The 25,984-nt window shown below is 70.6% G+C and carries 24 protein-coding genes; 11 read left to right on the forward strand and 13 right to left on the reverse strand.

Annotation, left to right across the window (positions count from 1 at the left end):
- Nucleotides 1–23 precede the first annotated feature (23 nt).
- The 3 genes from AB0878_RS32385 to AB0878_RS32395 all read left to right on the forward strand — a co-directional run bounded on the left by AB0878_RS32385 (nt 24) and on the right by AB0878_RS32395 (nt 3,763).
- Entirely contained in the window at nt 24–1,865 is a 1,842-nt protein-coding gene (locus AB0878_RS32385) for a prolyl oligopeptidase family serine peptidase (protein ID WP_366584004.1), read from the forward strand.
- An 85-nt stretch (nt 1,866–1,950) separates the two neighbouring features.
- Entirely contained in the window at nt 1,951–2,463 is a 513-nt protein-coding gene (locus tag AB0878_RS32390) for a hypothetical protein (protein ID WP_366584005.1), read from the forward strand.
- A gap of 670 nt (nt 2,464–3,133) precedes the next feature.
- Nucleotides 3,134–3,763 carry a histidine phosphatase family protein gene (locus tag AB0878_RS32395; protein ID WP_366584006.1) on the forward strand — a complete coding sequence of 210 codons (630 nt, stop codon included), beginning with the start codon at nt 3,134–3,136 and terminating at the stop codon, nt 3,761–3,763.
- A gap of 15 nt (nt 3,764–3,778) precedes the next feature.
- Here AB0878_RS32395 and AB0878_RS32400 read toward each other — a convergent pair whose 3' ends face one another.
- On the reverse strand, nt 3,779–4,405 hold the full coding sequence (locus AB0878_RS32400) for a TIGR03085 family metal-binding protein (RefSeq protein ID WP_366584007.1): 627 nt from the start codon (nt 4,403–4,405) through the stop codon (nt 3,779–3,781).
- A 72-nt stretch (nt 4,406–4,477) separates the two neighbouring features.
- Between AB0878_RS32400 and AB0878_RS32405 the strand changes: the two genes are divergently transcribed.
- Nucleotides 4,478–5,545, forward strand: coding sequence for an NADH:flavin oxidoreductase/NADH oxidase (locus tag AB0878_RS32405; RefSeq protein ID WP_366584008.1), 1,068 nt, complete (start codon nt 4,478–4,480; stop codon nt 5,543–5,545).
- A 14-nt stretch (nt 5,546–5,559) separates the two neighbouring features.
- Here AB0878_RS32405 and AB0878_RS32410 read toward each other — a convergent pair whose 3' ends face one another.
- From AB0878_RS32410 to AB0878_RS32420, 3 genes are all read right to left on the reverse strand, one after another.
- Nucleotides 5,560–6,231 carry a hypothetical protein gene (locus AB0878_RS32410; protein ID WP_366584094.1) on the reverse strand — a complete coding sequence of 224 codons (672 nt, stop codon included), beginning with the start codon at nt 6,229–6,231 and terminating at the stop codon, nt 5,560–5,562.
- Between the two features lie 56 nt (nt 6,232–6,287).
- Complete coding sequence (locus tag AB0878_RS32415; protein WP_366584009.1) at nt 6,288–7,679, reverse strand: glutamate decarboxylase; 1,392 nt, start codon at nt 7,677–7,679, stop codon at nt 6,288–6,290.
- Between the two features lie 63 nt (nt 7,680–7,742).
- A complete protein-coding gene (locus AB0878_RS32420) occupies nt 7,743–9,224 on the reverse strand; it encodes a hypothetical protein (protein ID WP_366584010.1) in 1,482 nt (493 codons plus the stop codon).
- 91 nt (nt 9,225–9,315) lie between these two features.
- Between AB0878_RS32420 and AB0878_RS32425 the strand changes: the two genes are divergently transcribed.
- On the forward strand, nt 9,316–9,576 hold the full coding sequence (locus AB0878_RS32425; RefSeq protein ID WP_366584011.1) for a hypothetical protein: 261 nt from the start codon (nt 9,316–9,318) through the stop codon (nt 9,574–9,576).
- A 214-nt stretch (nt 9,577–9,790) separates the two neighbouring features.
- Here the strand turns inward: AB0878_RS32425 and AB0878_RS32430 are convergent, their stop codons facing one another.
- The 3 genes from AB0878_RS32430 to AB0878_RS32440 form a co-directional block, all read right to left on the reverse strand.
- Nucleotides 9,791–10,267 (reverse strand): DNA starvation/stationary phase protection protein, encoded by a 477-nt coding sequence (locus tag AB0878_RS32430; protein WP_366584012.1) that lies wholly within the window; start codon nt 10,265–10,267, stop codon nt 9,791–9,793.
- A gap of 49 nt (nt 10,268–10,316) precedes the next feature.
- Nucleotides 10,317–10,739 carry an organic hydroperoxide resistance protein gene (locus AB0878_RS32435; RefSeq protein ID WP_366584013.1) on the reverse strand — a complete coding sequence of 141 codons (423 nt, stop codon included), beginning with the start codon at nt 10,737–10,739 and terminating at the stop codon, nt 10,317–10,319.
- 132 nt (nt 10,740–10,871) lie between these two features.
- Nucleotides 10,872–11,432 carry an NAD(P)H-dependent oxidoreductase gene (locus AB0878_RS32440; protein WP_366584014.1) on the reverse strand — a complete coding sequence of 187 codons (561 nt, stop codon included), beginning with the start codon at nt 11,430–11,432 and terminating at the stop codon, nt 10,872–10,874.
- A 121-nt stretch (nt 11,433–11,553) separates the two neighbouring features.
- Between AB0878_RS32440 and AB0878_RS32445 the strand changes: the two genes are divergently transcribed.
- On the forward strand, nt 11,554–12,615 hold the full coding sequence (locus AB0878_RS32445) for an alpha/beta hydrolase (RefSeq protein ID WP_366584015.1): 1,062 nt from the start codon (nt 11,554–11,556) through the stop codon (nt 12,613–12,615).
- A 573-nt stretch (nt 12,616–13,188) separates the two neighbouring features.
- On the opposite strand, the gene AB0878_RS32450 is transcribed toward AB0878_RS32445, so the two are convergent.
- On the reverse strand, nt 13,189–13,713 hold the full coding sequence (locus tag AB0878_RS32450) for a hypothetical protein (protein ID WP_366584016.1): 525 nt from the start codon (nt 13,711–13,713) through the stop codon (nt 13,189–13,191).
- 491 nt (nt 13,714–14,204) lie between these two features.
- The gene (locus AB0878_RS32455; RefSeq protein ID WP_366584017.1) at nt 14,205–14,798 is read right to left on the reverse strand and encodes a TetR family transcriptional regulator; all 594 of its coding nucleotides are present in this window, start codon (nt 14,796–14,798) and stop codon (nt 14,205–14,207) included.
- Between the two features lie 154 nt (nt 14,799–14,952).
- Between AB0878_RS32455 and AB0878_RS32460 the strand changes: the two genes are divergently transcribed.
- Nucleotides 14,953–16,110 carry an MFS transporter gene (locus AB0878_RS32460; RefSeq protein ID WP_366584095.1) on the forward strand — a complete coding sequence of 386 codons (1,158 nt, stop codon included), beginning with the start codon at nt 14,953–14,955 and terminating at the stop codon, nt 16,108–16,110.
- Between the two features lie 82 nt (nt 16,111–16,192).
- On the opposite strand, the gene AB0878_RS32465 is transcribed toward AB0878_RS32460, so the two are convergent.
- Nucleotides 16,193–16,570, reverse strand: coding sequence for a hypothetical protein (locus AB0878_RS32465; RefSeq protein ID WP_366584018.1), 378 nt, complete (start codon nt 16,568–16,570; stop codon nt 16,193–16,195).
- Nucleotides 16,571–16,620: 50 nt separating this feature from the next.
- Nucleotides 16,621–17,811 (reverse strand): RtcB family protein, encoded by a 1,191-nt coding sequence (locus AB0878_RS32470; protein WP_366584019.1) that lies wholly within the window; start codon nt 17,809–17,811, stop codon nt 16,621–16,623.
- Nucleotides 17,812–17,985: 174 nt separating this feature from the next.
- On the opposite strand from AB0878_RS32470, the gene AB0878_RS32475 reads away from it, so the two are divergent.
- The 4 genes from AB0878_RS32475 to AB0878_RS32490 all read left to right on the forward strand — a co-directional run bounded on the left by AB0878_RS32475 (nt 17,986) and on the right by AB0878_RS32490 (nt 23,539).
- Entirely contained in the window at nt 17,986–19,449 is a 1,464-nt protein-coding gene (locus AB0878_RS32475) for a M48 family metalloprotease (protein WP_366584020.1), read from the forward strand.
- Between the two features lie 189 nt (nt 19,450–19,638).
- Nucleotides 19,639–21,111 (forward strand): M48 family metalloprotease, encoded by a 1,473-nt coding sequence (locus AB0878_RS32480; RefSeq protein WP_366584021.1) that lies wholly within the window; start codon nt 19,639–19,641, stop codon nt 21,109–21,111.
- A 10-nt stretch (nt 21,112–21,121) separates the two neighbouring features.
- A complete protein-coding gene (locus tag AB0878_RS32485) occupies nt 21,122–22,258 on the forward strand; it encodes a DUF4034 domain-containing protein (protein ID WP_366584022.1) in 1,137 nt (378 codons plus the stop codon).
- 57 nt (nt 22,259–22,315) lie between these two features.
- Nucleotides 22,316–23,539 (forward strand): hypothetical protein, encoded by a 1,224-nt coding sequence (locus AB0878_RS32490; protein WP_366584023.1) that lies wholly within the window; start codon nt 22,316–22,318, stop codon nt 23,537–23,539.
- 51 nt (nt 23,540–23,590) lie between these two features.
- Here the strand turns inward: AB0878_RS32490 and AB0878_RS32495 are convergent, their stop codons facing one another.
- Together AB0878_RS32495 and AB0878_RS32500 are read right to left on the reverse strand one after the other, a co-directional pair.
- Entirely contained in the window at nt 23,591–24,631 is a 1,041-nt protein-coding gene (locus AB0878_RS32495; RefSeq protein ID WP_366584024.1) for an aspartate-semialdehyde dehydrogenase, read from the reverse strand.
- Nucleotides 24,631–25,896, reverse strand: a complete 1,266-nt coding sequence (locus tag AB0878_RS32500) for an aspartate kinase (protein WP_366584025.1) — start codon at nt 25,894–25,896, stop codon at nt 24,631–24,633. The genes AB0878_RS32495 and AB0878_RS32500 overlap by 1 nt, the downstream gene beginning before the upstream one ends.
- Nucleotides 25,897–25,984: the final 88 nt, after the last annotated feature.

The raw sequence follows: 25,984 nt of genomic DNA on the forward strand, positions 1-25,984 counted from the left end.
CACCAGGGTGGCAGGATCGAGGGGTGAGCACGCAGTCAGGCAACAAATATCCGCCCGCGGTGGTCCCCGACCGCCTGTTCGCCGACGCCGACGCCGAGTCCCGCTGGCGAGCCCGCTTCCACGCGGCCCGCATCTCCGTGCCCGAATGGGCCCGCGACGCCCCCGACGCCAACGTGTACGTCTCCAACGCCAGCGGCGTCTGGGAGGTCTACACCTGGGATCGCGCCACCGACAGTCACCGCCGCGTCACCGACCGGCCCAATGGCACCCTGCACGCCACCCCCGCCCCCGACGGCTCGGCCGTCTGGTGGTTCGACGACACCGACGGCGACGAGTTCGGCTCTTGGGTGAGCCAGCCGTTCGACGGTGACAGCTCGGCCGCCACCAAACCGCTGCCCGAGGTCCACGACGGCTACCCGGCCGGCCTCGAGCTCGGCTCGCGGGTGATCGCCGTCGGCGTTTCGACCGACGACGGCAGCGAGCTGTTCGCGAAGATCGGCGGCAAGACCGAGCGCTTCTACAGCCACCCGGACGACGCCGGCATCTCGTCGCTCTCGCGTGACGAGAGTTTGGTGGTTATCTCACATTCCGAACACGGCGACTCACGCCATCCCGCGCTGCGCGTGCTGGCGACCGACGGCTTCACGACCGTCGCGGAGAAGTACGACGGCGAGGGCAAGGGCCTTTCGGCGCTGGAGTTCTCGCCGCTGCCCGGCGACCAGCGGCTGCTCGTGCTGCACGAGCGGCGCGGCCGGGAGGAGCTGCTGATCTGGGACGTCCGCGCGGACACCGAGACGGAGCTCGAGATCGACCTGCCCGGCGAGGTCGTGGCCGGCTGGTACCCCGACGCCCGCGCGCTGCTGGTGGTGCACTTCCACCAGGGCCGCAGCTCGCTGTACCGGTTCGACCTCGACGACAAGTCGCTGTCCTCTGTGGACACCCCGGCCGGCAGGATCGGCGGCGCGGGAGTCCGTCCGGACGGCAGCATCGAGTACTCGTGGTCCAGCGCTGCGGAGCCGACGGCGGTGCGCCGCCGCGCGGCCGACGGCACCGACGCCGTGCTGCTGGCGCCGCCGGGTGAACAGGCGCCGGGTTCGTCGCCGGTCACCGACGCGTTCGTGGAGGGCGTCGGCGGGCAGATCCACGCGCTGGTATCGCGTCCGGCAGATGCGCCCGACGGCCCGTTGCCCACGGTGTTCTCCCTGCACGGCGGCCCGCACGCCGCCGACGAGGACCGCTTCTCCGCCTACCGCGCCACGTGGCTCGACGCCGGCTTCGCCGTGGTCGAGGTCAACTACCGCGGCTCCACGGGCTACGGCTCCGCGTGGCGCGACGCCATCGAGGGCCGGCCGGGCCTGACAGAACTCGAAGACGTCGCGGCGGTGCACGACTGGGCTGTCGAAAGTGGACTGTCCGACAAGGACAAGTGCGTCGTCAACGGCGCCTCCTGGGGCGGCTACCTGTCGCTGCTCGCGCTCGGCACCCAGCCCACGCGCTGGGCGGCGGGCGTCGCGGGCGTGCCGGTGGCCGACTACGTCGCCGCGTACGAGGACGAGATGGAGCAGCTGCGCTCTTTCGACCGCGCTTTGTTCGGCGGCGCACCCTCGGATGTGCCCGCGGTGTACAAGGAATGTTCGCCGATTACCTACGTGGACGCCGTCGCCGCGCCCGTGCTCATCCTGGCGGGCGACAACGACCCGCGCTGCCCCATCCGGCAGATCGAGAACTACCTCGACCGCCTGGGCGCCCGCGACGCGCCCCACGAGTTCTACCGCTACGACGCCGGCCACGGCTCCCTGGTGATCGCCGAGACGATCCAGCAGACGTCGATCGAGGTGGACTTCGCTTTGCGCGCTTTGCAGTGATTTCTCCCTGGCCGGGGTCCCTTTTGGGTCCCGGCCGGGGAAATTCGCTTGGGTTTCTGGCTTTCCGAGGTCGATGCTTCGTGTTGTGGACCTGGTGTTCGAGCACGACCCCCGCGGCGAGACCTTCACGCGCATCACCCGTGGCGACGGGGTGGTACTCGGGTTGCCTTCGTACTCGCGCAAGTTCCGCGTCCCGCACGACCTCGCGCACGCCGCGGTGGAACGCTCGCTGGGCCTGTCCGGCGGCATCTTCGGCAGCATCGCGGCGGGCGGAGTGTTCGACAACATGACTGTGCTGCACGGGAAACCCCGCCACGACGCCCGGGACCGCAGCCGCCGGGTGCTGAAGGCGGCTTCGGGGTCCATCGCCGTGGCGGAAAGTCTGGTTGGCGTGCTGCATCGCGCGGTGGAACATCGCCGGCGCCCGCCGTTTGCCGCCGCGCGGGAGGCCTGGGGCGTGATCCGGGCGGAGCCGTATCCCTTTGGTGACGCCGATATCCGTGGGGCGGTGGAGTTACTGGCGGGGCTGGTTGAGGTGTGGAGTCGGCAGGCGGAGCCGTTGGAGTTTGCGTGGCCGTCGCGGCTTCGGGCTGGGTAGGTGTTGGGGGTTGACTCGGCCGGCCGGCTTTGCGGTCGGCGGTTGGAGAACTCCGCTGAGCCGGGCGGATGGACGTCGGGGCGAGGTGTCGCGCGCGTTCGGTTCTCGCGTTCCGCATGCATGGTTGCGCCAGTTGTCCACAACTGTGGCGGCCTGTGGACAACCTGCCTGAGCAGCGGGTTTTGTCGGGGTGCCCCGGTAGAATGGATCATGGGCGGCCCCCGGGAGGGTGGGTTTACGGCCGTTGCGCGGGTGGGGCACGGCGTCAAGCCACCGTGGGGATGAAAAGGCGCGGTGGCCTGAAAAGGCGCGGTGGGGCTGAAATCGGGCTGCTGTGGGGCGAAACGGCACTGGAGGCAGCAAGACGCTGCGGACGCAAAGGCGCTGGGGGCAAGACGCTGGGGCGCAAAGGCGCTGGGAGGCGGAAAGCCGCTGGGGGCGATACAGCGCTTTGGGGAACGACGCTGGGGCGGTAAGGCTCTTCGCGGGGCGGGGCGGGGCGGGACGGGGCCGGGCGGCGCCGGGGCGGAAAGGCGCTGGGGGGTGTAAAGCGCTGGGGGCCGTAAGGCGCCGGGGGCAAGGCACCGGGGGGTAAGGCACCGGGGCGACGGCGCCAGGAGTGGAAAGGCGCTGGGGCACAAAGGTTCGAACAACGAAAGGGCGCTCGCCGGTGCGGAGCATCTACGTCGTCACCCATCCGGAGGCCACGCATCACGTCGAGAGAGTGGTGGGTGGGTGGTACGACTCGCAGCTGACACCGGCCGGCGTTCGAGCGGCGGTTTCGATCGCGGCGGCGTTGCGAGCGCGGGTCCCGGACGAAGCCGAAGTCGAGGTGGTTTCGTCGGATCTGCGGCGCGCGCGCCGTACGGCCGACGAGGTGGCGGGGGCGTTCGGTGTGAAGCCCATCGAGGAGCGCCGGTTGCGGGAGAGGTCGTACGGCGAGGCGGAGGGACGGCCGCAGGAGTGGCTGGACCGGCGGTTCGTCCCGCCGCCGGCGAGTGGGGACCGGATGGGGCACGACGTGGGTGTGCGGGGTGCCGAGACCACGAGGACGTTCGCGCGGCGCGTTTATGCGGCCATGGAGGAGATCCTGTTAAGCCGGTGTGAGCACCAGGTCATTGTGACGCACGGCGGGACGCTGACGTTCGTCGTCGCGTGGTGGATCGGGATGCCGGTCGAGTCGCTGGGTCGCGTGATCTTCCGGGCGCCCTCCGGAAGCATCACCACGTTGCGGGAAGACGACTACTTCCGCAACCACCAGCTCGTCAGCCTCGGCGATACCCGCCATCTCGACGGATGAGCGGCCGAACCCGGCTCACATGCCGCGGCTCAGCGCCTGCAAGCGGTCGACTGCCGTGGGGTCGCCGTCGAAAGTGACGTGGACGGCGTCGCGGCCGAAGACGAAGAGGAGGAGGTCCACGGGGTCGCCCGTGACGGTCACGACGGGGGTGCCGGATTTGACCTGGGCGGAGCGGCCGTCGGTGTGGCGCAGGACGACGCCGACGGGGGCCTTGCGCAGGTTGAGTTTCGCGGACTGGCGGGCGAGGCGCCACGCGGCTTCGTCGCGAGACGGGTCGGCGGGGCGGGGTTCCCAGCCGGGCTGAGCGCGGCGGACGTCTTCGTGGTGGACGAGGAACTCGGCGCCGTTGGTGAGCTCGTTGAGGGGGCCGATGGCCATGGGCCAGTACCACGCCGGGCCGCGGCGGACCTGGTCGACGAGCGCGGGCCACGGCTTGGCGGCGTAGCCGTCCTGCACGCGCTTCGTGTAGCCGGCGAGCGCGGGCACCATGATGCCCGGCGACGCGTCGAGGCGGTGTTCGCGCACGATGAGGTGGGCCGCGAGATCGCGCGTCGCCCAGCCTTCGCACAAGGTCGGGGCGTCGGGGCCGACCTCGTCGAAGAGAGTGCTCAACGCCTGGCGTTCGTCTGCGGCAAGACCCATGTCAACGACATTACTCGCGAGTACACCCCCGCGCCGGGACGAGACGACCACCACTGGGTGTTTCATCGAATCGTGAGCCGACTCTTCGAACCCCTCTCCCTGCGAGGCCTGACGCTGCCGAACCGAGCGTGGGTCTCGCCCATGTGCCAGTACTCCGCCACCGACGGCGTGCCCAACGACTGGCACCTCGTCCACCTGGGCCAGTTCGCCGTCGGCGGTGCCGGGCTCGTCCTGACCGAAGCCAGCGCCGTCACCCCGGAAGGCCGGATCAGCCCGCAGGACACCGGCATCTGGAACGACGAGCAGGTCGCCGCCTGGCGCCGTGTCACCGACTTCGTGCACGCGCAGGGCGCGGTGATCGGCATGCAGGTCGCGCACGCGGGGCGCAAGGCGTCCACGCGCCGGCCGTGGGAGGGCACCGGCACCGTGCCCGCGTCCGAGGGCGGCTGGCAGAGCGTCGGCGCGGACGACCAGCCCTTCGGCGACTACGCCCCCGCCCGTCCGCTGACCACCGACGAGGTCGCCCACCTCCCGGCCGACTTCGCCGCCGGCGCCCGCCGCGCGCTCGAGGCCGGGTTCGACCTGGTGGAGCTGCACCTCGCGCACGGCTACCTCGGCCACCAGTTCCTGTCGCCGCTGTCCAACTCCCGCACCGACCGCTACGGAGGCGACTTCGAGGGCCGCACCCGGCTCGCGCTGGAGCTCACCGAAGCCGTGCGTGCGGAGATCGGCCCCGACGTCCCCCTGCTCACCCGCATCTCCGCCAGCGACTGGGCCGACGGCGGCTGGTCGCCCGACGACTCCGTGCACCTCGTGAAGCTGCTCGCCGACCGCGGCACCGACCTCGTCGACGTCTCCTCCGGCGGCAACGTGCCCCACCCTCGCATCCCCATCGGCCCGGGCTACCAGGTGCCGTTCGCCGAACGCATCCGCCGCGAGACCGCCGTGCCCACGGGCGCCGTCGGCATGATCACCGAACCGGAACAAGCGGAACAAATCGTCGCCACCGGCTCGGCCGACGCGGTGTTCCTCGCCCGCGCCCTCCTGCGCGACCCGCACTGGCCACAACGCGCGGCGCACGCACTGGGCGCCGAGGTGCGGTGGGCGGATCAGTATTTGCGGGCGAAGCCGCGGCGCTGACGTTGGGCGCTACCTCACGAAGCCGAGGCGCTTCCGCGCTCGAGTCGAAGCCTGGCCGGCTGTCCGCCGTGGATGTCGCGAGGCCCCGGGAGGTCGAGAACCCGGATGAGGGCGGCGATGACCGGGAGGGCGTGACGGGGCAGGTGCCGGTAGGCCCAGTCGGCAGCGAGCGCGAGAAAGGCCGCGAGGTCGCGCTCGACACCGGCCAGAAGGTGCCGGAGTTCGCCGGCCGGCACCTCGATCACCGGGCTGCCGGTCGGCGTCGCGTCGGCGGTGATCCGGACGATCTCGCCGTCGCGTTCAGCCAACGGACCGTGCCCGAGGCAGACTGAGCCGCCGAACGCGAAGACCTGGTTCCAGTCGCGCCATTCCTCCAGACCACTGCAGCAGCCCGGCCACGACACCACCCCCGTGGCGGCGTCGGTCACCTTGAGACCACCCGCCGCGAAGAGGCTGTCGAACGTGAGCAGGCCGTGCAGGAAGGACTCCAGCGCGTTGGCGGGGCGCGGCGGTCGGCCGTCGTCGCCGGGGTCGACGTCGTTGCAGCCGACCACGCACATCAGCGCTGTCCCGACTTCGAGGGGCGTGAGCTCGCCGCTCAGCGCGAGGTAACCGTCCGTTCGGGCCTCGGAGACAGGCCAGAGCGCGAAACCGTCTCGCGCGTGCACCTCGACAACGGGCTGCATCGTGATCACCCCGCGAAGTGTGGCGCGTCAGTACCTCGGCCTGCCTCCGCTTTTCGTCAGTGGTGGAACGCCGTCGACGTCGCCGGGTCGTGCTGGGGCTTGGTTTGGCGTTCCAGCTCGGGCAGGGCGCGGCGGAGGTCGTCCATCAGGAGGTCGGCCAGGTCGTGGGTGAAGCCGTTGCGGACGACGATGCGCAGCACCGCCAGGTCGGTGCGGTGTTCCGGGAAGGTGTAGGCCGGGACGAGCCAGCCGCGTTCGCGGAGGCGGCGGGAGACGTCGAAGACGTCGTAGGCGGTGATCTCGGGCTTGGTGGTGAAGGCGAAGACCGGGAGCTGGTCGCCGCGGGTCAGGAGCTGGAACGGGCCCAGGTCGGCGATGGCGGCGGACAGGTGGAGGGCCACGTCGCGCGAGGCTTGCTGCACGGCGCGGAAGCCTTCGCGGCCGAGGCGGACGAAGGTGTAGTACTGCGCGGCCACTTCGGCGCCGGGTCGGGAGAAGTTCAGCGCGAACGTGGGCATGTCGCCGCCGAGGTAGTTGACGTTGAAGACCAGCTCCGAGGGCAGCGCCTCGCGGTTGCGCCAGACGACCCAGCCGACGCCGGGGTACACGAGGCCGTACTTGTGGCCCGAGGTGTTGATCGACGCGACACGCGGCAGGCGGAAGTCCCACGCCAGGTCCTCGTCGAGGAACGGCGCGATCATCGCGCCCGACGCGCCGTCGACGTGGACGGGGATGTCCCAGCCGGTCCGGGCCTGCAGGTCATCCAGCGCGGCGGCGATCTCCGCGACGGGCTCGTAGCTGCCGTCGAAAGTGGACCCGAGGATCGCGACAACCCCGATGGTGTTCTCGTCGCAGTGCTTCACCGCCTCCTCGGCGGAAAGGTGCAACCGGTCGCCGTCCATGGGCACCAGGCGCGGCTCGACCTCCCAGTACTCGCAGAACTTGTCCCAGCACACCTGCACGTTCACGCCCATCACCAGGTTCGGCTTCCCGGTGCGGCCGAGCTTCGTCCAGCGCCGCTTCAGCGCCATGCCGGCGAGCATGCACGCCTCGGAGGAGCCCGTGGTCGAGCAGCCCATGATGTCCGCGGGGTCGGGCGCGTGCCACAGGTCGGCGAGGATGTTCACGCAGCGGCGCTCGAGCTCGGCCGTCTGCGGGTACTCGTCCTTGTCGATCATGTTCTTGTCGACGCACTCGGCCATCAGGTCGCGCGCCTGCGGCTCCATCCACGTGGTGACGAACGTGGCCATGTTGAGCCGCGCGTTGCCGTCGAGCATCAGCTCGTCGCGCACGAGCTGCAACGCGGCGTCCGGCGGCAGCGAGGTGTCGCGAAGCTTGTTGTGCGGCATCACGAAGTCGGCCGCCAGGGCGGGATTCGCCCCTGCGTACATGGGGTTCGTGCCCGATTGACGGTTGGATCCGTTCTGTTCCCCGCTGTGCAGCACCATGCTTGCGACCGTACTGCCGCACAGACGCCCGCGACAGCTCGTGACACCCGGCCGGGCGGCCCGTCAGCCCAGCGGCTCCACCTCCAGCACCTGAGCTTCGGGACCACACCGGAAGACCAGGCCGGCTTCGGTGCGGTCCAGCGTTGAAAGTTCAACCCCGTCGAGCCGGGCCCTCCACGCCCCGGGGATGCGGCCGATCGTCACGGTGCCCTCACCCGGCACGTCGGGCGTGCGCCGCAGCCGGGCGCGCAGCATGCCGTCGACGACCTCCGCTTGGCTGACCTCGACGTCCCGATCGACGACGGTCAGCGCCGGCTCCTGGAAATGGCTCGCCGGCCACGGGTTGGTGTAGAGGCCCCAGAGGCCGTCCGGGGTGTTGAGGCGGGCGTAGCCGAGCAGGACGTTGCCGCTCATCGGCTCGATGTCGGTGCGGTTGCCGTCGGCGTCGGCCGGGGTGTCGTTGCGCGGGTAGTACAGGCCGCCTTCGCGCCAGGTCGGGTTCATGAAGCGGTCGGCGTGGGCGAGCAGGCTGTCGAGCGTGGCGGCGTCGCCCATCTCCGACGCCCACGCCGCCACCCAGCCGAAGTCGCACGTGTCGGTGATGACGGGCTGGCCCATCACTTCCCGCGCCGGCGCCGAGCGGACGGACCGCGTGCCGTCCGGGCCGTCGACGAGGAACCGCTTGACCTGCTCCGGGTAACCGTCGTGGACGAAGTCGCGGTTCCACATGTTCATCAGCGCGCCGCACCACGCGTCCACCCACGGCGACGGCGCTTCGTTCGGCCGCACGCGCTTCGAGTCGGCGGTGATCATCATGTTGTAGTGGCCCGATTCGTCGAGCCGGCCGAAGTCGGCCCACGCGCGTTCGTAGCCGGCCACGACCTCCTCGGCGCGGCTGCCGCCGGTGATCAGGTCGTGGAGGCGGAAGCCGAGGATGGCCGGCTGGTTGCAGATCTGGAACACGCAGTTGGGCTCGCACGCCACGCCCAGGTAGCCGTTTTCGGCCATCTGCCAGTAGATGTGGTCGTTGAGCGACTCTCGGTCGTACGCGAACCGCTTCTCCTCGCCGCCCCAGAAGTACGACCAGTGCTGGAACGTCAACGATCCCGGCGCCGCGAACTCGTCGGCGGCGAAGAGGTAGTCGTGCAGCAGTGCCATCGACTGCACGTACGCGCTGTACATGATGTTGTCGCGCACCACGGGATCCCACTCCTCCTTGAGATCCCCGAGGTGCGCGTTGACCACCGCCCCGCCGCGGCTCACGTCGCGCCAGTACAGCCACACCTCGGGCAGCAGGATCTTCTCCACGAGCCGCCGCATCGTCGGCCGGAACAACCCGGGCGCGGCGGGCAGCCGGTGCCGGTGCGTCAGGGCCAGCGCGTACGCCATGTACGCGAGCTGGAACCGGTAGCCGCCGAAGTCGTCTTGGCCGGTTCCCTTGCCCTGCATGAAGGACCAGTCGTTGCGGAACTGGCGGGAGAGGTTGTCGAAGTGCCTGAGGTGACCGAGCTGCTGCCGATCCAGCGGCGGGTGGAGAGCGGGCATGGCCTCAAGTGAACACGGAAGCGGGCGGAAAAGCCCGTGTCGGATGGCGCGAACGGTCCCCTCGCGCCGAAATGGCACGAACGGGCCGTTCGTGGGCCGTGACAACGTGGTGCGTACGCCGCGAAGCCGTGCGCGAACGGCGGCTCGCCGCCGCGACGACTCGCAGCTCCTGGAGATCGTCACGGCGGCGCTCGCGGCCGGCACCGACCGCGAAGACATTCTGAACGCCGGCTACGCAGCCCAGGACGAGATCCAACAAAGCGCGGGCGACCAAGACGACCCGGCTGAAGAGCATTTACTCGACATCATGGACAGGTTGGTTGGCTGGTGCCCACCCGGTGCCGCCCTCTGACGCCCGGCCCATGGGTGTGCCCCGGCGAACCGATGTGCCACGCACACGGCTGCGGCCCAAGCGATAGCGAAGCGAACGGGCCGGTCGTGGGCCGTGACAACGTGGTGCGTACGCCGCGAAGCACGCAACGCGCGCCACCCGACACGACAAAGCACGACGAGGCACGACAAAGGCCGCCCACCCCGAAGGGTGAGCGGCCCGTCGGCAAGAACCGTCAGGCCTGCTGCGCCTGCCACATCCAGTGCGCCTCTTCCAAGGCGCGCGTGATTTCGATCAGCAGGTCCTGCGTGACCAGGTCGCTCTTGTCGGTCTCGTCGATGCGCTTGCGGAGGCGCTCGATGAGCGACGCCAGGATGTCGACGATGGCGGCGACCGTGGATTCCACCGACTGCCAGTTGTCGGGGTAGTCCGGGACGCCCGAGCTTTCGACGACGGTCTTCGCCTTGCCGTTGGGCGAGATGCCGATGGCGTTGGCGCGCTCGGCGACCTCGTCGACGTACTGGCGGGCCGTGGCCACGAGCTCGTCGAGCTGCAGGTGGGCGCTGCGGAAGTTCTTGCCCACGACGTTCCAGTGGGCCTGCTTCGCGATCAGCGAAAGGTCCACGAGGTCGACGAGCGTCGCCTGCAGGGCGTTGCCCGTGATCTCCTTGTCGGCGTCGCTCAGGGGGCTCTTGATGGGAGAGTTGACCATCGGGTTGTCCTTTCTGTGTCGTGGTGGTGGAAGCCGGCCGGGAACGGGGTCAGACCGTGGTGATGAGCGCGACCTCGATGTTGCCCCGCGTCGCGTTCGAGTACGGGCACACCTGGTGCGCCTGCGCGACGAGCTCGTCGGCCTGGGCCTTGTCCATGCCGGGCAGCGAGACGTTCAGCGCGACGCCCAGCTTGAAGCCCACTTCCTGCTTGTACAGGCTGACCTCGGCGGTCACCGTCGACTCCGGCAGCTGCACCTTCCCCGCACGCGCCACGGCCTGCAGAGCGCTGTGGAAGCAGGCGGAATAGCCGGCGGCGAACAGCTGCTCGGGGTTGGTCTTGTCACCGCCAGGGCCACCCATTTCCTTCGGGATCGCCAGCGACTCGTCGATGACCCCGTCGGACGAGGTCACCTCGCCGTTGCGGCCCTCGCCTCGCGCGGTCGCGGCCGCGGTGTAGATCGCGTCAGCCATTCTTTCGCCTACCTCCTCGTTGGGACGCCCGGCTCAGCGTCTCATCGATAACAACGTTCCGCATCAGCGGAACCTTGCCACCGCATGGCAGGCATCACGCCGGGGAATACCCGGCGTCCGGCGGATGAAACCTCAGCGCGACAGGGTGAACTCGGCCACCTGGCGGCCGATGAGGCGCAGCGTGCGCACGCTCTTGTCGTCGGAGGCGCCGCCGGACTCGTCGAACTTGGTCTCGGCGGAGTTGATCGAACCACCCAGCGGGGTGGGCCATCCGCGCAGCGCGTGCGTGATCGTGCGCAGCTGGTCGAGGGTGGTGACGGCCGCCTGCCAGCCGAAGGCGACGGCGGCGAGGCCGACGGGGCGGCCGTCGAGGTACGGACGGGTGTCTTCGCGCAGGTCCTCGACGTAGTCCAGGGCGTTCTTGACCAACCCGGACAGCGCGCCGTGGTAGCCCGGGGAGACCACGATCAGGCCGTCGGCGCGACGGATGCTCTCGATCAGCCGCCTCGCGCGGTCGTCGCGCTCGCCCGCGGCCGTGTCGTAGAACGGCAGCACGAGCTCCGGCCCGGGGATCAGCTCGGTGGTCACCCCCAGCTCGGCCGCCGAGTCGAGGGCGATCCGCAGGGCGCGCTCGGACTGCGAGCCGTCGCGCAGCGAACCACCGATCCCGAGCACCGTCTTGGCTGAAGTCACGTCCCCGAGGCTAACCCCTCGACTTAAGTGGAGGACCAGGCTTTGGGACGGAGTTCTCGATCACAACTGGACCCACTACCTACTGACAAGTAACGTCGGGGTCCACAGCCGAGGAGGAACGATGGCGATCCCGCTCCAGGTCCGCGCCCAGGCCGCCGCCGCGCAGCTGGTCTTCTGGCTGCCCCGGCCCGTCCGGCGGCTCATCGCCGGCCCGCCGCTGCGGCGCGACGGGCAGGAGCTCGCCCTCGACGCCCAGCTTCTGCTGCGGTTGCAGCAGCTCACCGGCACCGCGCTCGTCGGCGACTCGGTCGAGGGCTCGCGCCTCGGGCTCGAGCTCGGCCGCCACCTGGTGAGCGGCAAGACGATCGAGCCCGTGGCCGTGCGCGACGTGGTGATCCCGTCCGGCGACGCGTCGCTCGACGCGACTCTCTACACGCCCGCGGGACTGCCGGAGCCGTCCGGGCTGCTCGTGTTCTTCCACGGCGGCGGCTGGGTGGTCGGCTCCCGCGCCACGCACGACAACGCCGCGCGCTACCTCGCGAAGCACGCCGGCGTGCGCGTGCTGTCGGTGGAGTACCGGATGGCGCCGGAACACCCGTTCCCGACTCCGTTCGAAGACGCGCTGGCGGCATTCGACTACGCCCACGCGAATGCCGCCGAGCTCGGCGCCGACGCCGACCGCATCGCCGTGGGCGGCGACAGCGCGGGCGGCAACCTCTCCGCGGCCCTGACCCTGGCGGCGGTGCGGCGCGGCGGCCCGGCGCCGGCGTTCCAGCTGCTGATCTACCCCGCCGTGGACTTCACGACGCGCCGTCGCTCGCGCGAGATCTTCGGCGAGAAGCTGTTCCTCACCGACGAGTCGATGACCTGGTTCGAAGGCCACTACGTCCCCGCCGGCACCGACAAGGCCGACCCGCGCCTGTCGCCCCTCGTCGCGACCGACCACAGTGGACTGCCGCCGGCGTTCATCATGACCGCGGGCTTCGACCCGCTGCGCGACGAGGGCGAGGCCTACGCGGAGAAGCTGCGCGAAGCCGGCGTGTCCGTCGCAGTGAGCCGGCAGCCGGACCTGATCCACGGGTTCCTGAACTTCACCGGCGTCGGCTCCCGCTTCCGCGAGGCGACGGCCGAGCTGGCCGGCGCGCTGCGGCTGGGATTGGCGCGGCAGCAGAAGGAGAAATAGTCCCGGGCAGCGGCCTCGCGGGGTTGGTGCAGGGCACTCTTCACGGCGAGCGCAATGGCCCTCGCTCGACAGCGCGGGGCCGACGACGGTCACGCCGGAGCGGAGTGTCGATCGCGCACGCATAGTTCCGCGCACGCGACAGCTGAGCACCTGCGACGCATGGGACTCGGGTCGGCCACCGAGGGAGAAATAGCCCTGGGCGACGGCCTCGCGAGACTGGTGAAGGACGGCACTCTTCACGGCGAGCGCAATGGCCCTCGCTCGACAGCGCGGGGGCTGACGAGGGTCGCACCGCAGCACAGTCACCGTGCGCCGGTCAGCAGCACCAGTTGTCGACAGCAGAAGGAGAGGAGGCTGGCGCAGGGCACTCGCCACGGCGAGCGCAACGAGCTTCGCCGGCCCTCGCTCGACAACGCGGCGCCGAAGACGGTCGCACCGCAGCACAGTCACCGTGCGCCGGTCGGCGGCAGCACCGGCGGCGGCTACGAAAGAAGGAACAGCCCCGGAAACCACCGGAGCCTGGTGCGGCGAACCGCACCAGGCTCCGAAAACCCCGGGTTCCGGGGGTGGTGACTACGCGCCCGGGACGGGCAACGGTGGCACCGGCAGCGGAGGCACCGGCAGGGAGCCGAGCAGTCCGCCCAGGATGCCGGTGACGGCACCCAGCAGGGCCTTCAGCAGGTCGCTCACGATCTTCAGCGGACCGGGCAGGTCCGGGATCGGCGGGAGCGGCAGCGGTGGGAGCTGACGCGGCGACGCCGACGGGTCGGCCAGCAGGCGGCTGGACTCGTCCGCACGGCCCTTGGCCGCCGACGAGAGCTGCTGCGTCTCCGACTGGATCGTGTAGCGCTTGCCCGCGGCGAGGTCGCCGAGGACAGGGCTGAGCTTGTCCAGGTCGGCACGCGTCAGACCGACGTTGCCGGCGTACGCGGCCTTCGTCAGGTCGTCTCGCATCTGGAGCACCTGCGCGCCGACCGCCTCGGTGGACGACGAGCCCTTGCCACCCGCAGGGCTCGCCGAGGCCATCCCCGAGGTGCCGACGGCCAGCAGACTGCCGGCGGCTACCAAGGCGATGATCCGCCCAATCTTGCCTTTCATTCCTTACCTCCTGGCCTCTGGAGACCTGACGGGTAAATCGATACCCGCCGTGTCGACCCAGCACCAGCCGATCACCGGATAGGGACGTTTTCTAACCCTTACGTGCCGAATCCGTCTTTCGGGAACATGCCCGCAATTGATTAACGTGGACGGCTTGCCCATCCCCCTGAAGATCATCATGACCGATCATGAATCGGACTCGGAGTAGCCGTCCGCCACGAATGGCCCTGCTGCTCACCCACACAGGTGTATTACGTGATCGTTTACCCTGATCACTCCGTCGGACCGCGTGTCGCCACTGCTCCGGTCGGGGTGTCCCCCACGCACGCACCGCCACAGGTGGAGTAGCCGGGTCACGGGCAGATCTCCGCCACGGAGACCAGCGGAAACAGCGCACGAATGCGCGCCCGGCGAAGCACGCCGAGGTCAGCAAACGAATGCGCAAAAATATTCGCGAATTGTTTCGCGTCAGGAACAGAAGTTGCGCCGATTCAGAGCGGCAGGCCTTCTTCCAGATGCGTGAACGCGCGTTCCAGCAGCGCGACGAAATCGACGCTCTGGTCCGCCGCGGCCGCCAGCGCCGTGGAAAGGACGACGCCGACGACCGCGCCCGCCCAGTTGCGCACCTCGAAGTCACCGCGGGCGCGACCGGTCCGTTCGGCCGCCAGCTCGACGAGCATCGTGATGCCCGAGACGTAGTTGTCCATCACCTTCGCGCGCAGCTCCGGCACGGAGAACACGAGCAGCTGCCGGCGCCGCTCCTCGGCCCACTCCTCGGGCGGCAGGCTGTCGTACACCTCGCGCAGCGTCGCGCGCACGACCCCGAGCAGCGTCAGGTCCGCCGGCTGCCGGCGAGCGGCCTCGACGAGGAGCGGGTCGATGCGGTCGTAGAGGACCGTCGCCTCCTTCGTCGGGAAGTAGCGGAAGAACGTGCTCGGCGAGATGTCCGCGGCCGCGGCGATCTGCTCGACGGTGGTGGTCGAGTAGCCCTGCTCCTGGAACAGCCGCAGCGCGTGCCGCTGGATCGCTTCGCGCGTGCGGGCCTTCTTGCGTTCGCGCAGGCCTGTCGGTTCAGCCGGGGTCATGCGGCGATTGTCGCTGTCACTCTCGTTTGACAGCAACTGTCACGAAGATCGCCCCAAAAGAAGTTGCACGCGCGTACCAGGATTTGCTCTCATGAGGTACGTGCCCTTCGAGCCGTACCGCCAGGTGCTGACCCTGTCCCGAGTCCGTCCGTCGATGGCGCTGATGTTCTTCGCGCGCCTGCCGATGACGATGACCGGTGTCACGCTCACCCTGTACGTGGTCACCAACCTGGGCCACGGCTACGGCGCGGCCGGCATCGTCGGCGCCGCCACCACGCTCGGCATGGCGCTGGGCGCGCCGCTGCTCGGGCGCACGATCGACCGCTACGGCCTGCGTCCGGTGGTCGCCGTCTGCGGCATCGCGTCCACGGCGTTCTGGGTCGCGGCACCCCACCTCTCCTACGCGGTGCTGGTGGCGTGCGCGCTGCCCGCCGGGTTCCTGTCCGTGCCCGCGGGCTCGCTGGCGCGCCAGATCCTGGCGGCGCTGGTGCCCGCCGAGCACCGGCGCGCGGCCTACTCGCTCGACACGATCCTGGTCGAGGCGTCGTTCATGATCGGCCCGGCGGCCGGCATCGCGGCGATTACGTCGCTGTCGGCCACGTTCACGCTCAGCGGCATCGGCGTGCTCTTCGGCAGCACGGCCTTGCTCATCTTCCTGCTCAACCCGCCGATCCGGAACGAGGACGAGCTCGCCCCCGTCGGCTCGGTCCGGCCGCCGCTGCGGTCATGGCTCACCGGCCGCCTGCTCGCGACGCTGCTGGTGGCCGCGGGCGCGCTGTTCTGCCTGGTCGGCACGGAGGTGGCGACGCTGGCGGCCCTGCGCTCCCACGGTGACGTCGGCTGGACCGGCCTGGTCATCGCGGTGATGTGCGCGGCGTCGATGCTCGGCGGAATCGTGCACGGCGCCGTGAAGAAGTCGCTGCCGCAGGGCGTGCTGATGCTGCTGCTCGCGGCGCTGGTCTTGCCGGTGGGGCTGGCGGACCAGCCGTGGTGGCTGCTGATGCTCGTGCTGATCCCGACGAACCTGCTCTGCGCCCCGACGCTGGCCGCGACCACGGAGACGGTGAGCGCCATCGCGCCCCCGGCCGTGCGCGGCGAGGCGATGGGGCTGCAGGACGCGTCGACGCGGCTCGGGCTGGCCGCGGGCAGCCCCGTGGTGGGCTTCGCGATCGACCACTCGAGCCCGGCGTGGGGCTTCGTCGCCGCGGGTGCCGGTGGTCTGGTCCTGGCCGCCGCGGGCCTGCTGTGGACGCACCGGCGCCGCGCCGCCGCTGCGCCGGCGATGGCCGCGGCCGTGCAGGCTCGCCGCTGACCAACCCGCCCCAATGCGGCGTTGCACCCAACGCGGCGTTCGGTGCGTTCAGCGCACCCAACGCCACATTGGGGTGCTTGGGTCAGCTGCAGGCTTTGCGCAACGCGTCGAGCTTCGCGACGTTCCGCTTGGCCCACGCGGCGACCACGCCGGCGTCCTGGATGTGTTCCTTCTGCACCTCGACGTAGGAGTCGGCCATGCCGAGCAGCGCGTTCTTCACGTCCTGCTCCTGCACGTCGGCTGCCAGCGCGCGCAGGCGTTGTTCCTTGTCCTGTGCGCGGGCCTTCAGCTTGTCGGGGTCGACCAGCGGGTTGAGGTCCGCCAGGCCCAGCGCCTGCGTGCAGGTGCTGACCTTGTCGGCCGTCGAGCTGGCCGTGTCCACCGCCGAGTTGACCTGGTCGCACCCGGCCAGCAACGCTCCGGCGGCCGCCAGCGCGACCACCGCTCCCCACCTCGTCATGGATCCAGCGTAGCGGGATCGCGGGGCCCGGAACGGCCCCGCGAGCACCTTCACCCCTTCACGCAGACGACCTGCTTGAGGTGCGCCACGACCTCCACGAGGTCGGTCTGCGCCTCGATCACCGCGTCGATGTCCTTGTAGGCCGCCGGGATCTCGTCGACCACGCCGGTGTCCTTGCGGCACTCGACACCGTCGGTCTGGGCCGCGAGGTCGGCCGCGGTGAAGGTCTTGCGCGCCTTCGTCCGCGACATCCGCCGCCCCGCGCCGTGCGAAGCCGACTCGAACGACGCCGTGTTGCCGAGCCCGCGCACGATGTACGAGCCGGTGCCCATGCTGCCCGGGATGATCCCGAGGTCACCCGCGCCGGCCCGGATCGCGCCCTTGCGGGTGACGAGCAGGTCGACGCCGTCGTAGGTCTCCTCGGCGACGTAGTTGTGGTGGCAGCTGATGGCGTCGTCGAACGTCGTCCCCGGGATCACCTCGGCGACGGCGAGCTTGATCAGGGCGACCATCGTCGCGCGGTTGCGCGCCGCGTAGTCCTGCGCCCAGAACAGGTCCCGCCGGTAGGCCGCCATCTCCGGCGTGCCCGCGACGAACACGGCCAGGTCGCGGTCGGGCAGGTCCGCGTTGTGCGGCAGCTTGCGCGCCACGGCCATGTGCCGCTCCGCGAGCTCCTTGCCGATGTTGCGCGAACCCGAGTGCAGCATCAGCCACACGCGGCCCTCGTCGGCGCCGCCCTGTTCCAGGCAGACCTCGATGAAGTGGTTCCCGCCGCCGAGGCTCCCGACCTGGCGCGCCGCGCGGTCGTGCAGGCCCTGCACGCCCTCGTGGAGGTCGCCGAACGACTTCCAGAACGCGTCCCAGCCGCCCACGCCGTGGACCTTCGCGGGGTTCACGGGCGTCTTGTGCAGCCCGAAGCCCACCGGCACCGCCGACTCGATGCGCCGCCGCAGCCGGCCGAGGTCGTCGGGCAGGTCGGCCGCGGTCAGCGACGTGCGCACCGCGCTCATCCCGCACCCGATGTCGACGCCCACCGCCGCCGGCGACACCGCGTCACGCATGGCGATCACGCTGCCCACGGTGGCGCCCTTGCCGTAGTGGACGTCCGGCATCACCGCGACGCCGTGCACCCAGGGCAGATTGGCGACGTTGCGCAGCTGGCGCATGGCCTGTTCCTCGACCGACGTGGGGTCGGCCCACATCCGGATCGGGACGCGAGCACCGTCTACCGCCGTGTACATGACTTTCCTTTCCTGGCTGGGATTCTTCGAAGAGCATCCCCCGGGACGACGAGTCGGCGCCACGGGTTTTCGCCGCGGCGGATTCACCGGCGAAACGAAATCGTGGCTCCCGGCGATATCGGGCACGATGACGGGCCTGGCGCCCGACGCGCCCCGCGGGAGGAACGTCCGTCCATGAAGAACTCTTTTCGCGCGCTGCTCGCGGTCGTCTTGCTGGCCGGGTTTCCGCTGCTGGTGCTGGCGCTCGTCGCCGCGATCGTCGTGGTGGAGGTGTTCGCGTTCCGCAACCGGCTTTCCCACGGGCTGGAGTTCGCCGTCTTCGCCGCGCCCGCGACATACGTGCTGCTGCGGGCACTGTTCACCTTCGACCGCGCAGGCGACGCCCCGGGTCTTCCGATCACCGGAGAGGCCCAACCCGAATTGTGGGCCCTGGTCCGCGAAGTGGCCGAAGCCGTCGGAACCGCGCCGCCTGACGAGATCCGGATCATGAACCGGGCCAACGCGGCGGTGTCCGAGCGGACGCACTGGTTCGGGCTGCGCGTCACGGGGCGCACGCTCTTGATCGGTGCCCCTCTGTTCGCGGGCCTGCGCGTGACCGAGCTGCGGGCTGTGCTCGGCCACGAGTTCGCGCACTACAGCAACCGCGACACCCGGTTCGCCGGCGCGACCTACCGCGGTGGCGTGGCGATCCTGCGAGTCCTGAGTGGACTCGACGGGGCGTCGTGGTTCAGCCTGCTGCTGCGTCCGATGTTCCACGTGTACGGCTGGGTGTACTTCGCCGTGTCGGCGCGGGTGAGCCGCGATCAGGAGCTGGCCGCCGACGTCGCGGCCGCGCAGGTCGCGGGCACAGCCGCGGCGACCAGTGCCCTGCGCGAGATCAGGGCACTCGGCGCCGTGTGGCTGGTTTTCGCCCGCGAGTACCTGCTGATGGGCTGGGACGCCGGTTACCTGCCCGACCGGCCCGCCGAGGGGTACCGGCGGCTGCTGACCGACGAAACCCGCGCCAGCGAAACAGCGCGGCCGAGCCAGAACCCACCGGAGGAAAAGCCGTCGCCGTTCGACAGCCACCCGCCCACGGCCGAGCGCATCAGGGTGTTCGAAGCGGCCGGTGTCATCCCGGGGCCCGGGACTGAGAACCGGCCGGCGAGCGAACTCCTCCGCAACGCCGAGGCGGTCCTCGACACGGCGTGGTTCGCCGATCTGTCGGACGAAGGCCGCACGAAGCAGCGCACCGACTGGGACACACTCGCCGACGTCTCTTCACGGCACAAGTTCGGTGAGCTGGCCGCGAAAGTCCTGCGGGACCGTTCGGTGAGCGACGTGCTCGACGCGCTGGATGCCGGGCGGTTGGCGGACCTGGCTGATCCCGACCTGCCGATTCCGGCCGACGCGGACGAACAGACTCGCCGGCAGCTCGTGACCGAGTCCGCTCGCGTCCGGCTGTCGTTCGTGGCCCTGTCGCAGGCCGCCGGCGCGGGCGGGGCGCAGTGGACCATCTCGTGGTCGAAGGTGGACGCGCTCCTGCTGACCCCGAGGTACAACGGAACGCTCTTCCCCGCGATCGATGCCGCCGTAGCCGGAGACTCTGCCGCCCTGCGCGCGCTCCTGAGCGAACCCAACCGCGTTCCGTCGGCTTGATTCCCGCGGCGAACCCGGCGCCCGCTCCACAATGGATCAACCGGCGAACCGTCCGAATAGCACGATTTGCCGGAGTAACCCGGAGAACTTCGTTTCGTGAGCGAAACGAAATCGAGGTTCCCGGCGATATCGGGCACGATGATCGAGCCCGGCGCTCGTAGCGCCACTGGGGGAGGATTCCGCTTTTCCATGAAGAACTCTTCGCGAGCGTTGCTCGCTGTCGTCCTGCTGGCCGGATTTCCGGTGCTCGTGCTGGTGATCGTGGCCGCCATCGTCGCGATCGAGGTGTGGGCGATCCGCGATTCGCCGAGCATCGGGCTGCGGCTGGCGATCATTGCCGTGCCGGCGGTGTACGTGCTGCTGCAGGCCCTGTTCACCATCGAACGCAGCCACGACGACGGCGTCTCGGGGCTGCCGGTGACGCCCGAAGCGCAGCCCGAGCTGTGGGCGCTCGTCCGCGAGCTCGCCGACGCCGTCGGCACCCGGCCGCCGGACGAGATCTACCTGGTGCCGCAGGTCAACGCGGCCGTGAACGAACAGACGCGGTGGCTGGGCCTGCAGGTGACGCGACGCCGGCTGTTCATCGGCGCGCAGCTGTTCGCCGGCCTGCGGATCGACCAGTTCCGCGCGGTGCTGGGCCACGAGCTCGCGCACTACAGCAACCGCGACACCCGCTTCGGCGGCGCCACCTACCGCGGCCGGCAGACGATCGGCCGAGTCGTGAATGGACTGAACGGCACCAGCTGGTTCGGCCGAATGCTGCGCTCGCTGTTCCACGCCTACGCCAAGCTCTACTTCGCCGTGTCGATGCGGGTGAGCCGCGACCAGGAGCTTGCCGCCGACGCCGCGGCCGCCAGGGTCGCGGGCACCGCCGCGGCGAGCAGCGCGTTGCGCGAGATCGAGGCGCTCGCCTTGTCGTGGCGGTTCTTCCTGAACACGTACGCGACGATGGGCTGGACCGCCGGTTACGTGCCGGCCCGGCTCGCCGAGGGCTACCGGCAGCTGCTGGCCGACGACAGCCGCGCGGCGGAGATCGACGAGGTGCGGCGCAACCCGCCTGAGCACGAGGTTTCGCGGTACGACAGCCACCCCGCCACGCTCGAGCGCATCGCGGTGCTCGAAGCGGCACCCGTCGTCCCGGTGGCGGAAGGCGGCGAGCGGTCGGCGACCGAGATCCTCCACAACGCCTCCGTGACGCTCGACGAAGCGCTGCTCACGGGCCTGTCGACCGAAGCCCGCCGGAAGAAGCCGACGGACTGGCCGACCCTCGCCGACGCCGCCACCCGCCACCAGTTCAGCGAGAACGCGACGAAGATCCTCAGCGGACGTTCGCTTCACAGCCTGCTCGACGCGCTCGACGCCGGCCGGCTCGAAGACCTGGCCGACCCCGGCCTGAAGGTGCCCGCCGGCGCCGGTGCGCGAGCCCGCCGGGAGCTCCTCGGCCAGTCCGTCCGCGAGCGACTGTCCACTGTGGTCATCTCGGAACTCGCCACCGCCGGGCTCGCGCACTGGACGCTGTCGTGGTCCGGCCCGGCCGAGCTGGCGCTCGACGAGCCGTACGCCGACTCGCTCGACCCGGCGCTCGACGCCGCCGTCACCGGGGACACCACCGGGCTGCGGGCGCTGCTGCCCGCGGCCGAACCCGACCCGATCGTTTCTTGAGAGGAAACCCATGGGACTCGTGAGCCTGCTGTTCAACTCGAGACGCCGGAAGACGGCGTTCGCGCTGGCCAAGGCCGCCCGGGAACGCGGGATGACCGTCGCGGAGTTCACCGCCTCGCTCAGCCGCGAAGACCTGGCGCGGTACGTCGCGCCGGACAAGAAGGCACCGAAGGTCGAGATGCCGGACGTGACGAAGTTCGGCCTGCCGCCGGACAGCGAGGTCACGCGCGCCGACTTCATCCGCGACCGCGAGATCGACGAGGCCCAGCAGGCGTTGGTGACCGGCGGCTGGCGGCCGGCGGCGCGGCTGCTCTCCGAGATCGGCACCGATTGGGACCGGCGGACGGTCCTCGTCCGCCACCTCGGTGAGGTCGTGGCGAACGACGAGATCGGGCTCGAACACTGGCGGAGCGAGCAGCCGGACGACGCCGGCGCCGCCGCCGTCAACGCCGAGAGTCTCGTGCAGCTGGCCTGGCAGGTCCGCAGCGGGCTGGGGGCCGAGCACGTGAGCCGCGAGCAGTTCCAGAAGTTCTTCGCCATCCTCGAGTCCGCCGTGCCCGCGGTCGAAGAAGCGGCGGCGCTGGCGCCCGAAGACCCCACGCCGTGGGTGACGATGCTGGCGGTCGCCCGCGGCCGGCAGTACGACAACGACGCGTTCCGCGAGGTGTGGCAGGAAGTGGTCGCCCGCGACCCGCTGAACCTGCCCGCGTACGGGTCCGCGCTGCAGTACTGGTGCGAGAAGTGGTTCGGGTCGCACGAGCTGATGTGGGCGTTCGCCGAGGAAGGCGCGGCGAAGCACCCGAAGCTGGCGTGGCTGCCGCTGGTCGCGGCGCACGAGGCGGAGTACCGCGGGGTCGAGGGCGCGTGGCGGAACCCGCTGGTCGCGCCGGCCGTCGACCGGCTGCTGCCCTGGCTCGACGGTGAGGGCCGCGACGCGCCGGGCACGGCGACGAGCCGGGCGTACGCCGCGCGGGCGCTGGTGGAGCTCGGGCGCGGCGAGGAGGCCGTGGAACAGTTCCGGGAGCTCGGCGTGCACGCGGACGCCAACTTGTGGGCGTACAGCAGAAAGGGACCGGTCGTCGAGTTCCGCAAGATCCGGTACCTGGCCTGCCACCTCGCGGAAAAGGCGAAGTCCACAGTGGACTGACGGAAACGTTGTCCTCGCGGCGAGCGATATCCGACACGACCGAGCGAGGAGGTCCGGATGGCGCTGCGTGCCGTGGGGCTGCTGGTCGCGTTCTGGCTGGCGGTGGTCCTCCTCGTCGGCGGGTTCGTCGTGGGCGAGGTCGTGCTGTGCGTGGCGATGTCGCCCGCGACGCTGGCCCTGCTCGTCGTGGCGCCCGGACTCGCGACGCTCGTGGCCGCGCTGTGCTCCCGCCCCGAACCCACACCGGCCATCCGGCTCACGCCCGCATCGACCCGGCTGTGGGAGCTCGTCCACTCCGCGGCGGACGACGTCGGCGTCGAGGCGCCGACATCCGTCCGGCTCGACGCCGGCGTCGCGGTGCGGCTCGCGTCGCGCCGCCGGCTGGTCGTCGGGGTCCCACTGCTCGCCGCGGTGAACCCGGAGCAGCTCAGCGCGTTGGTGCGCCGCGCGCTCGGCCAGGACGTGCGCTTCCGGCCGGCGATCGCGTGGGGTGCGCGGTTCCTCCCGCGGGTGCGCGACACCCTGGCCCACGCACCGCGCTGGATCGCACCGGCCCGGCCCGCGGTAAGGGCCTTCACCGCGTACTACTTGCGGGTCGCCGAACGAGCCCTGGCCACGCCGGATCCGGCGGACGTGCGGTGGGAACGCGAGGTGATCGAAGAGCTCTGGGAGCTGTTCCTCGTCCGCTACGCCGCGCTCGGCCTGCGCGCGGGGTTCCTGCCGGCGCGGCCGATGGCCGGCTTCCGGCAGTTGCTCGACGCCCAGCTCCCCCTCGGCGACGAGCCCCGGGCCAGCGCCCTGCTCGCGCGCGACGAGACGCTCGACCACGCCTTCGCGCAGCTGCTCTCCGAGGAGCAGCGCGCCATGCCGCGCGCCGACTGGGACACGCTCGCCGACCTGTCCCAGCGGCACGAGGTGACGAGCTCGGCCCTCGAAGTCCTCGGCGGCCTCACCCTCGGGGCCGCGCTCGACCGGCTGGCCGCCGGTGAGCTCGCGTTCCTCGCCGAGCCCGGCGCTTCGGACGTCGTGGCCTCGGTCCGCCATCGCCTGGCCCTCGTGGTCACGGCGGCCCTGGCGGACGTGGGTGTCGTGCGCTGGCGCATGGCGTGGCCCGGCCCGCCCGAGCTGGTGATGGACGATCCCGGTGCGGAAGCGATCACGAGCGCGCTCGACGAGGCGGCCGCGCTGAAGCCGCAGGTCTTGCCGCTGCGGACACTGCTCGTGGTTTCGGGAGTGTCGCCGGACTTCCGGCCGGTCCGGCAGCCGATCTCGGCCGGATGAGACAGGGCCGCCTTCCCGGAGGAAGACGGCCCTGTGCTCGACGTGAGAAGATCAGCGGTTGCCGGCCACCAGCTCCGCGATCTGCACCGCGTTCAACGCCGCGCCCTTGCGCAGGTTGTCCGTCGCCACGAACAGGGCCAGCCCACGGCCGTCCGGCACACCCGGGTCGGAGCGGATGCGGCCGACGAAGCTCGGGTCCTTGCCCGCGGCCTGCAGCGGCGTGGGGACGTCCGAGAGCTGCACGCCGGGCGCCACCGAGAGCAGCTCCGTGGCCCGCTCCACCGAGATGGGCTGCGCGAACTCCACGTTGATCGACAGCGCGTGGCCGGAGAACACCGGGACGCGGACGCACGTGCCGGACACGAGCAGTTCCGGCAGGCCCAGGATCTTGCGGCTTTCGTTGCGCAGCTTCTGTTCCTCGTCCGTCTCGAACGAGCCGTCGTCGACGACGGAGCCGGCCATCGGCAGCACGTTGAACGCGATGGGCGCCACGTACTTGGCCGGAGCCGGGAAGTCCACGGCGGAACCGTCGTGGGTCAGGGCCGCGGCGCGGGAGGCGACGGCGTTGACCTGGGCGGCCAGCTCGTCGACGCCGGCGAGGCCACTGCCGGACACGGCCTGGTACGTGCTCGTGATCAGGCGCAGCAGGCCGGCCTCGTCGTGCAGCGGCTTGAGCACCGGCATGGCCGCCATGGTGGTGCAGTTGGGGTTCGCGATGATCCCCTTGCGCGCCTCCTTGATGGCCTCCGGGTTGACCTCGCTGACGACCAGCGGCACGTCCGGGTCGCGGCGGAAGGCCGACGAGTTGTCGATCACCGTCACGCCCGCGGCGGAGAAGCGCGGCGACTGCTCACGCGAAGTCGCGCCGCCCGCCGAGAACAGGGCGATGTCCAAACCGGACGGATCCGCCGTGGCGGTGTCCTCGACCGTGATCTCCTCGCCCTGCCACGGAAGTTTCGTTCCCGCTGACCGGGACGACGCGAAGTACCGCATCTCGTCCACCGGGAAACCACGCTCCGCCAGCAGCTTCCGCATCACACCGCCGACCTGGCCGGTCGCCCCGACCACCCCGACGCGCAGACCGTTGCCCATCAGCGACCACTCCCCGCGTAGACGACGGCTTCCTCGTCGCCGCCGAGCTCGAACGCCTCGTGGATCGCGCGCACGGCGTCGTCGAGCTGCGCGTCGCGGATCAGCACCGAGATGCGGATCTCCGAGGTGTTGATGATTTCGATGTTGACGCCCGACTGCGCGAGCGCCTCGCAGAACGTCGCCGTGACACCGGGGTGCGAGCGCATCCCCGCGCCGACGAGCGAGACCTTGCCGACGTGGTCGTCGTAGAGCACGGTCTCGAAGCCGATCTCGCCCTTGACCTTCTCGAGCTCCTGCACAGCCTTCGCGCCGTTGGCCTTCGACAGCGTGAACGTGATGTCGGTGCGACCCGAAACGGTGCTGGACACGTTCTGCAGCACCATGTCGATGTCGATCTCCGCGTCGGCGATCACGCGGAAGATCCGGGCGGCCGCGCCGGCGTGGTCCGGCACGCCGGTGACCGTGATCTTGGCCTCCGAACGGTCGTGTGCCACACCGGTGATCAGCGCTTGTTCCACGGGGATCTCCTCGATTGACCCGGTCACGGTGGTGCCCGGCTTGTCGCTGTAGGAAGAGCGGACTCGGATCGGCACGCCGTAGCGGCGCGCGTACTCGACCGAACGCAGGTGCAGGATCTTCGAACCGCTCGCGGCGAGCTCCAGCATCTCCTCGTACGGGATCGTGTCGAGTTTCCGCGCGTCCGGCACGATCCGCGGGTCGGCGGAGTACACACCGTCCACATCGGAATAGATCTCGCACACGTCGGCGCCCAGCGCCGCGGCGAGCGCGACGGCGGTGGTGTCCGAACCACCGCGGCCGAGCGTCGTGATGTCCTTGGTGTCCTGGGAAACGCCCTGGAACCCGGCCACGAGCGCGATGTAGCCCTGCTCCAGCGCCTCCGTGACGCGGCTCGGCGTCACGTCGATGATGCGCGCGTTGCCGTGCACCGACGTCGTGACGACACCCGCCTGCGAACCGGTGAACGACCACGCCTCGGCGCCGTGCGCGGAAATCGCCATGGCGACCAGTGCGTTCGAGATGCGCTCACCGGCCGTGAGCAGCATGTCCATCTCCCGCTCCGGCGGCGCGGGGTTCACCTGCTGCGCCAGGTCGAGCAGCTCGTCGGTGGTGTCACCCATCGCCGAGCACACCACCACGACGTCGTTGCCCGCCTTCTTGGTGGCGACGATGCGTTCGGCGACGCGCTTGATCCGGTCGGCACTTTCCAGCGACGATCCGCCGTACTTCTGGACCACGAGGGCCACAGCCCGAACCTCCTTGACGGGCCGGGTCTGCTCCTGGTGGGCACCGAGGAGCCCCCGCGTCCCTTCACTTGGGCGAAACTCTACCGGG

Origin of the sequence: Amycolatopsis sp. NPDC047767, assembly GCF_040704195.1 — a bacterium.
GTDB lineage: Bacteria > Actinomycetota > Actinomycetes > Mycobacteriales > Pseudonocardiaceae > Amycolatopsis.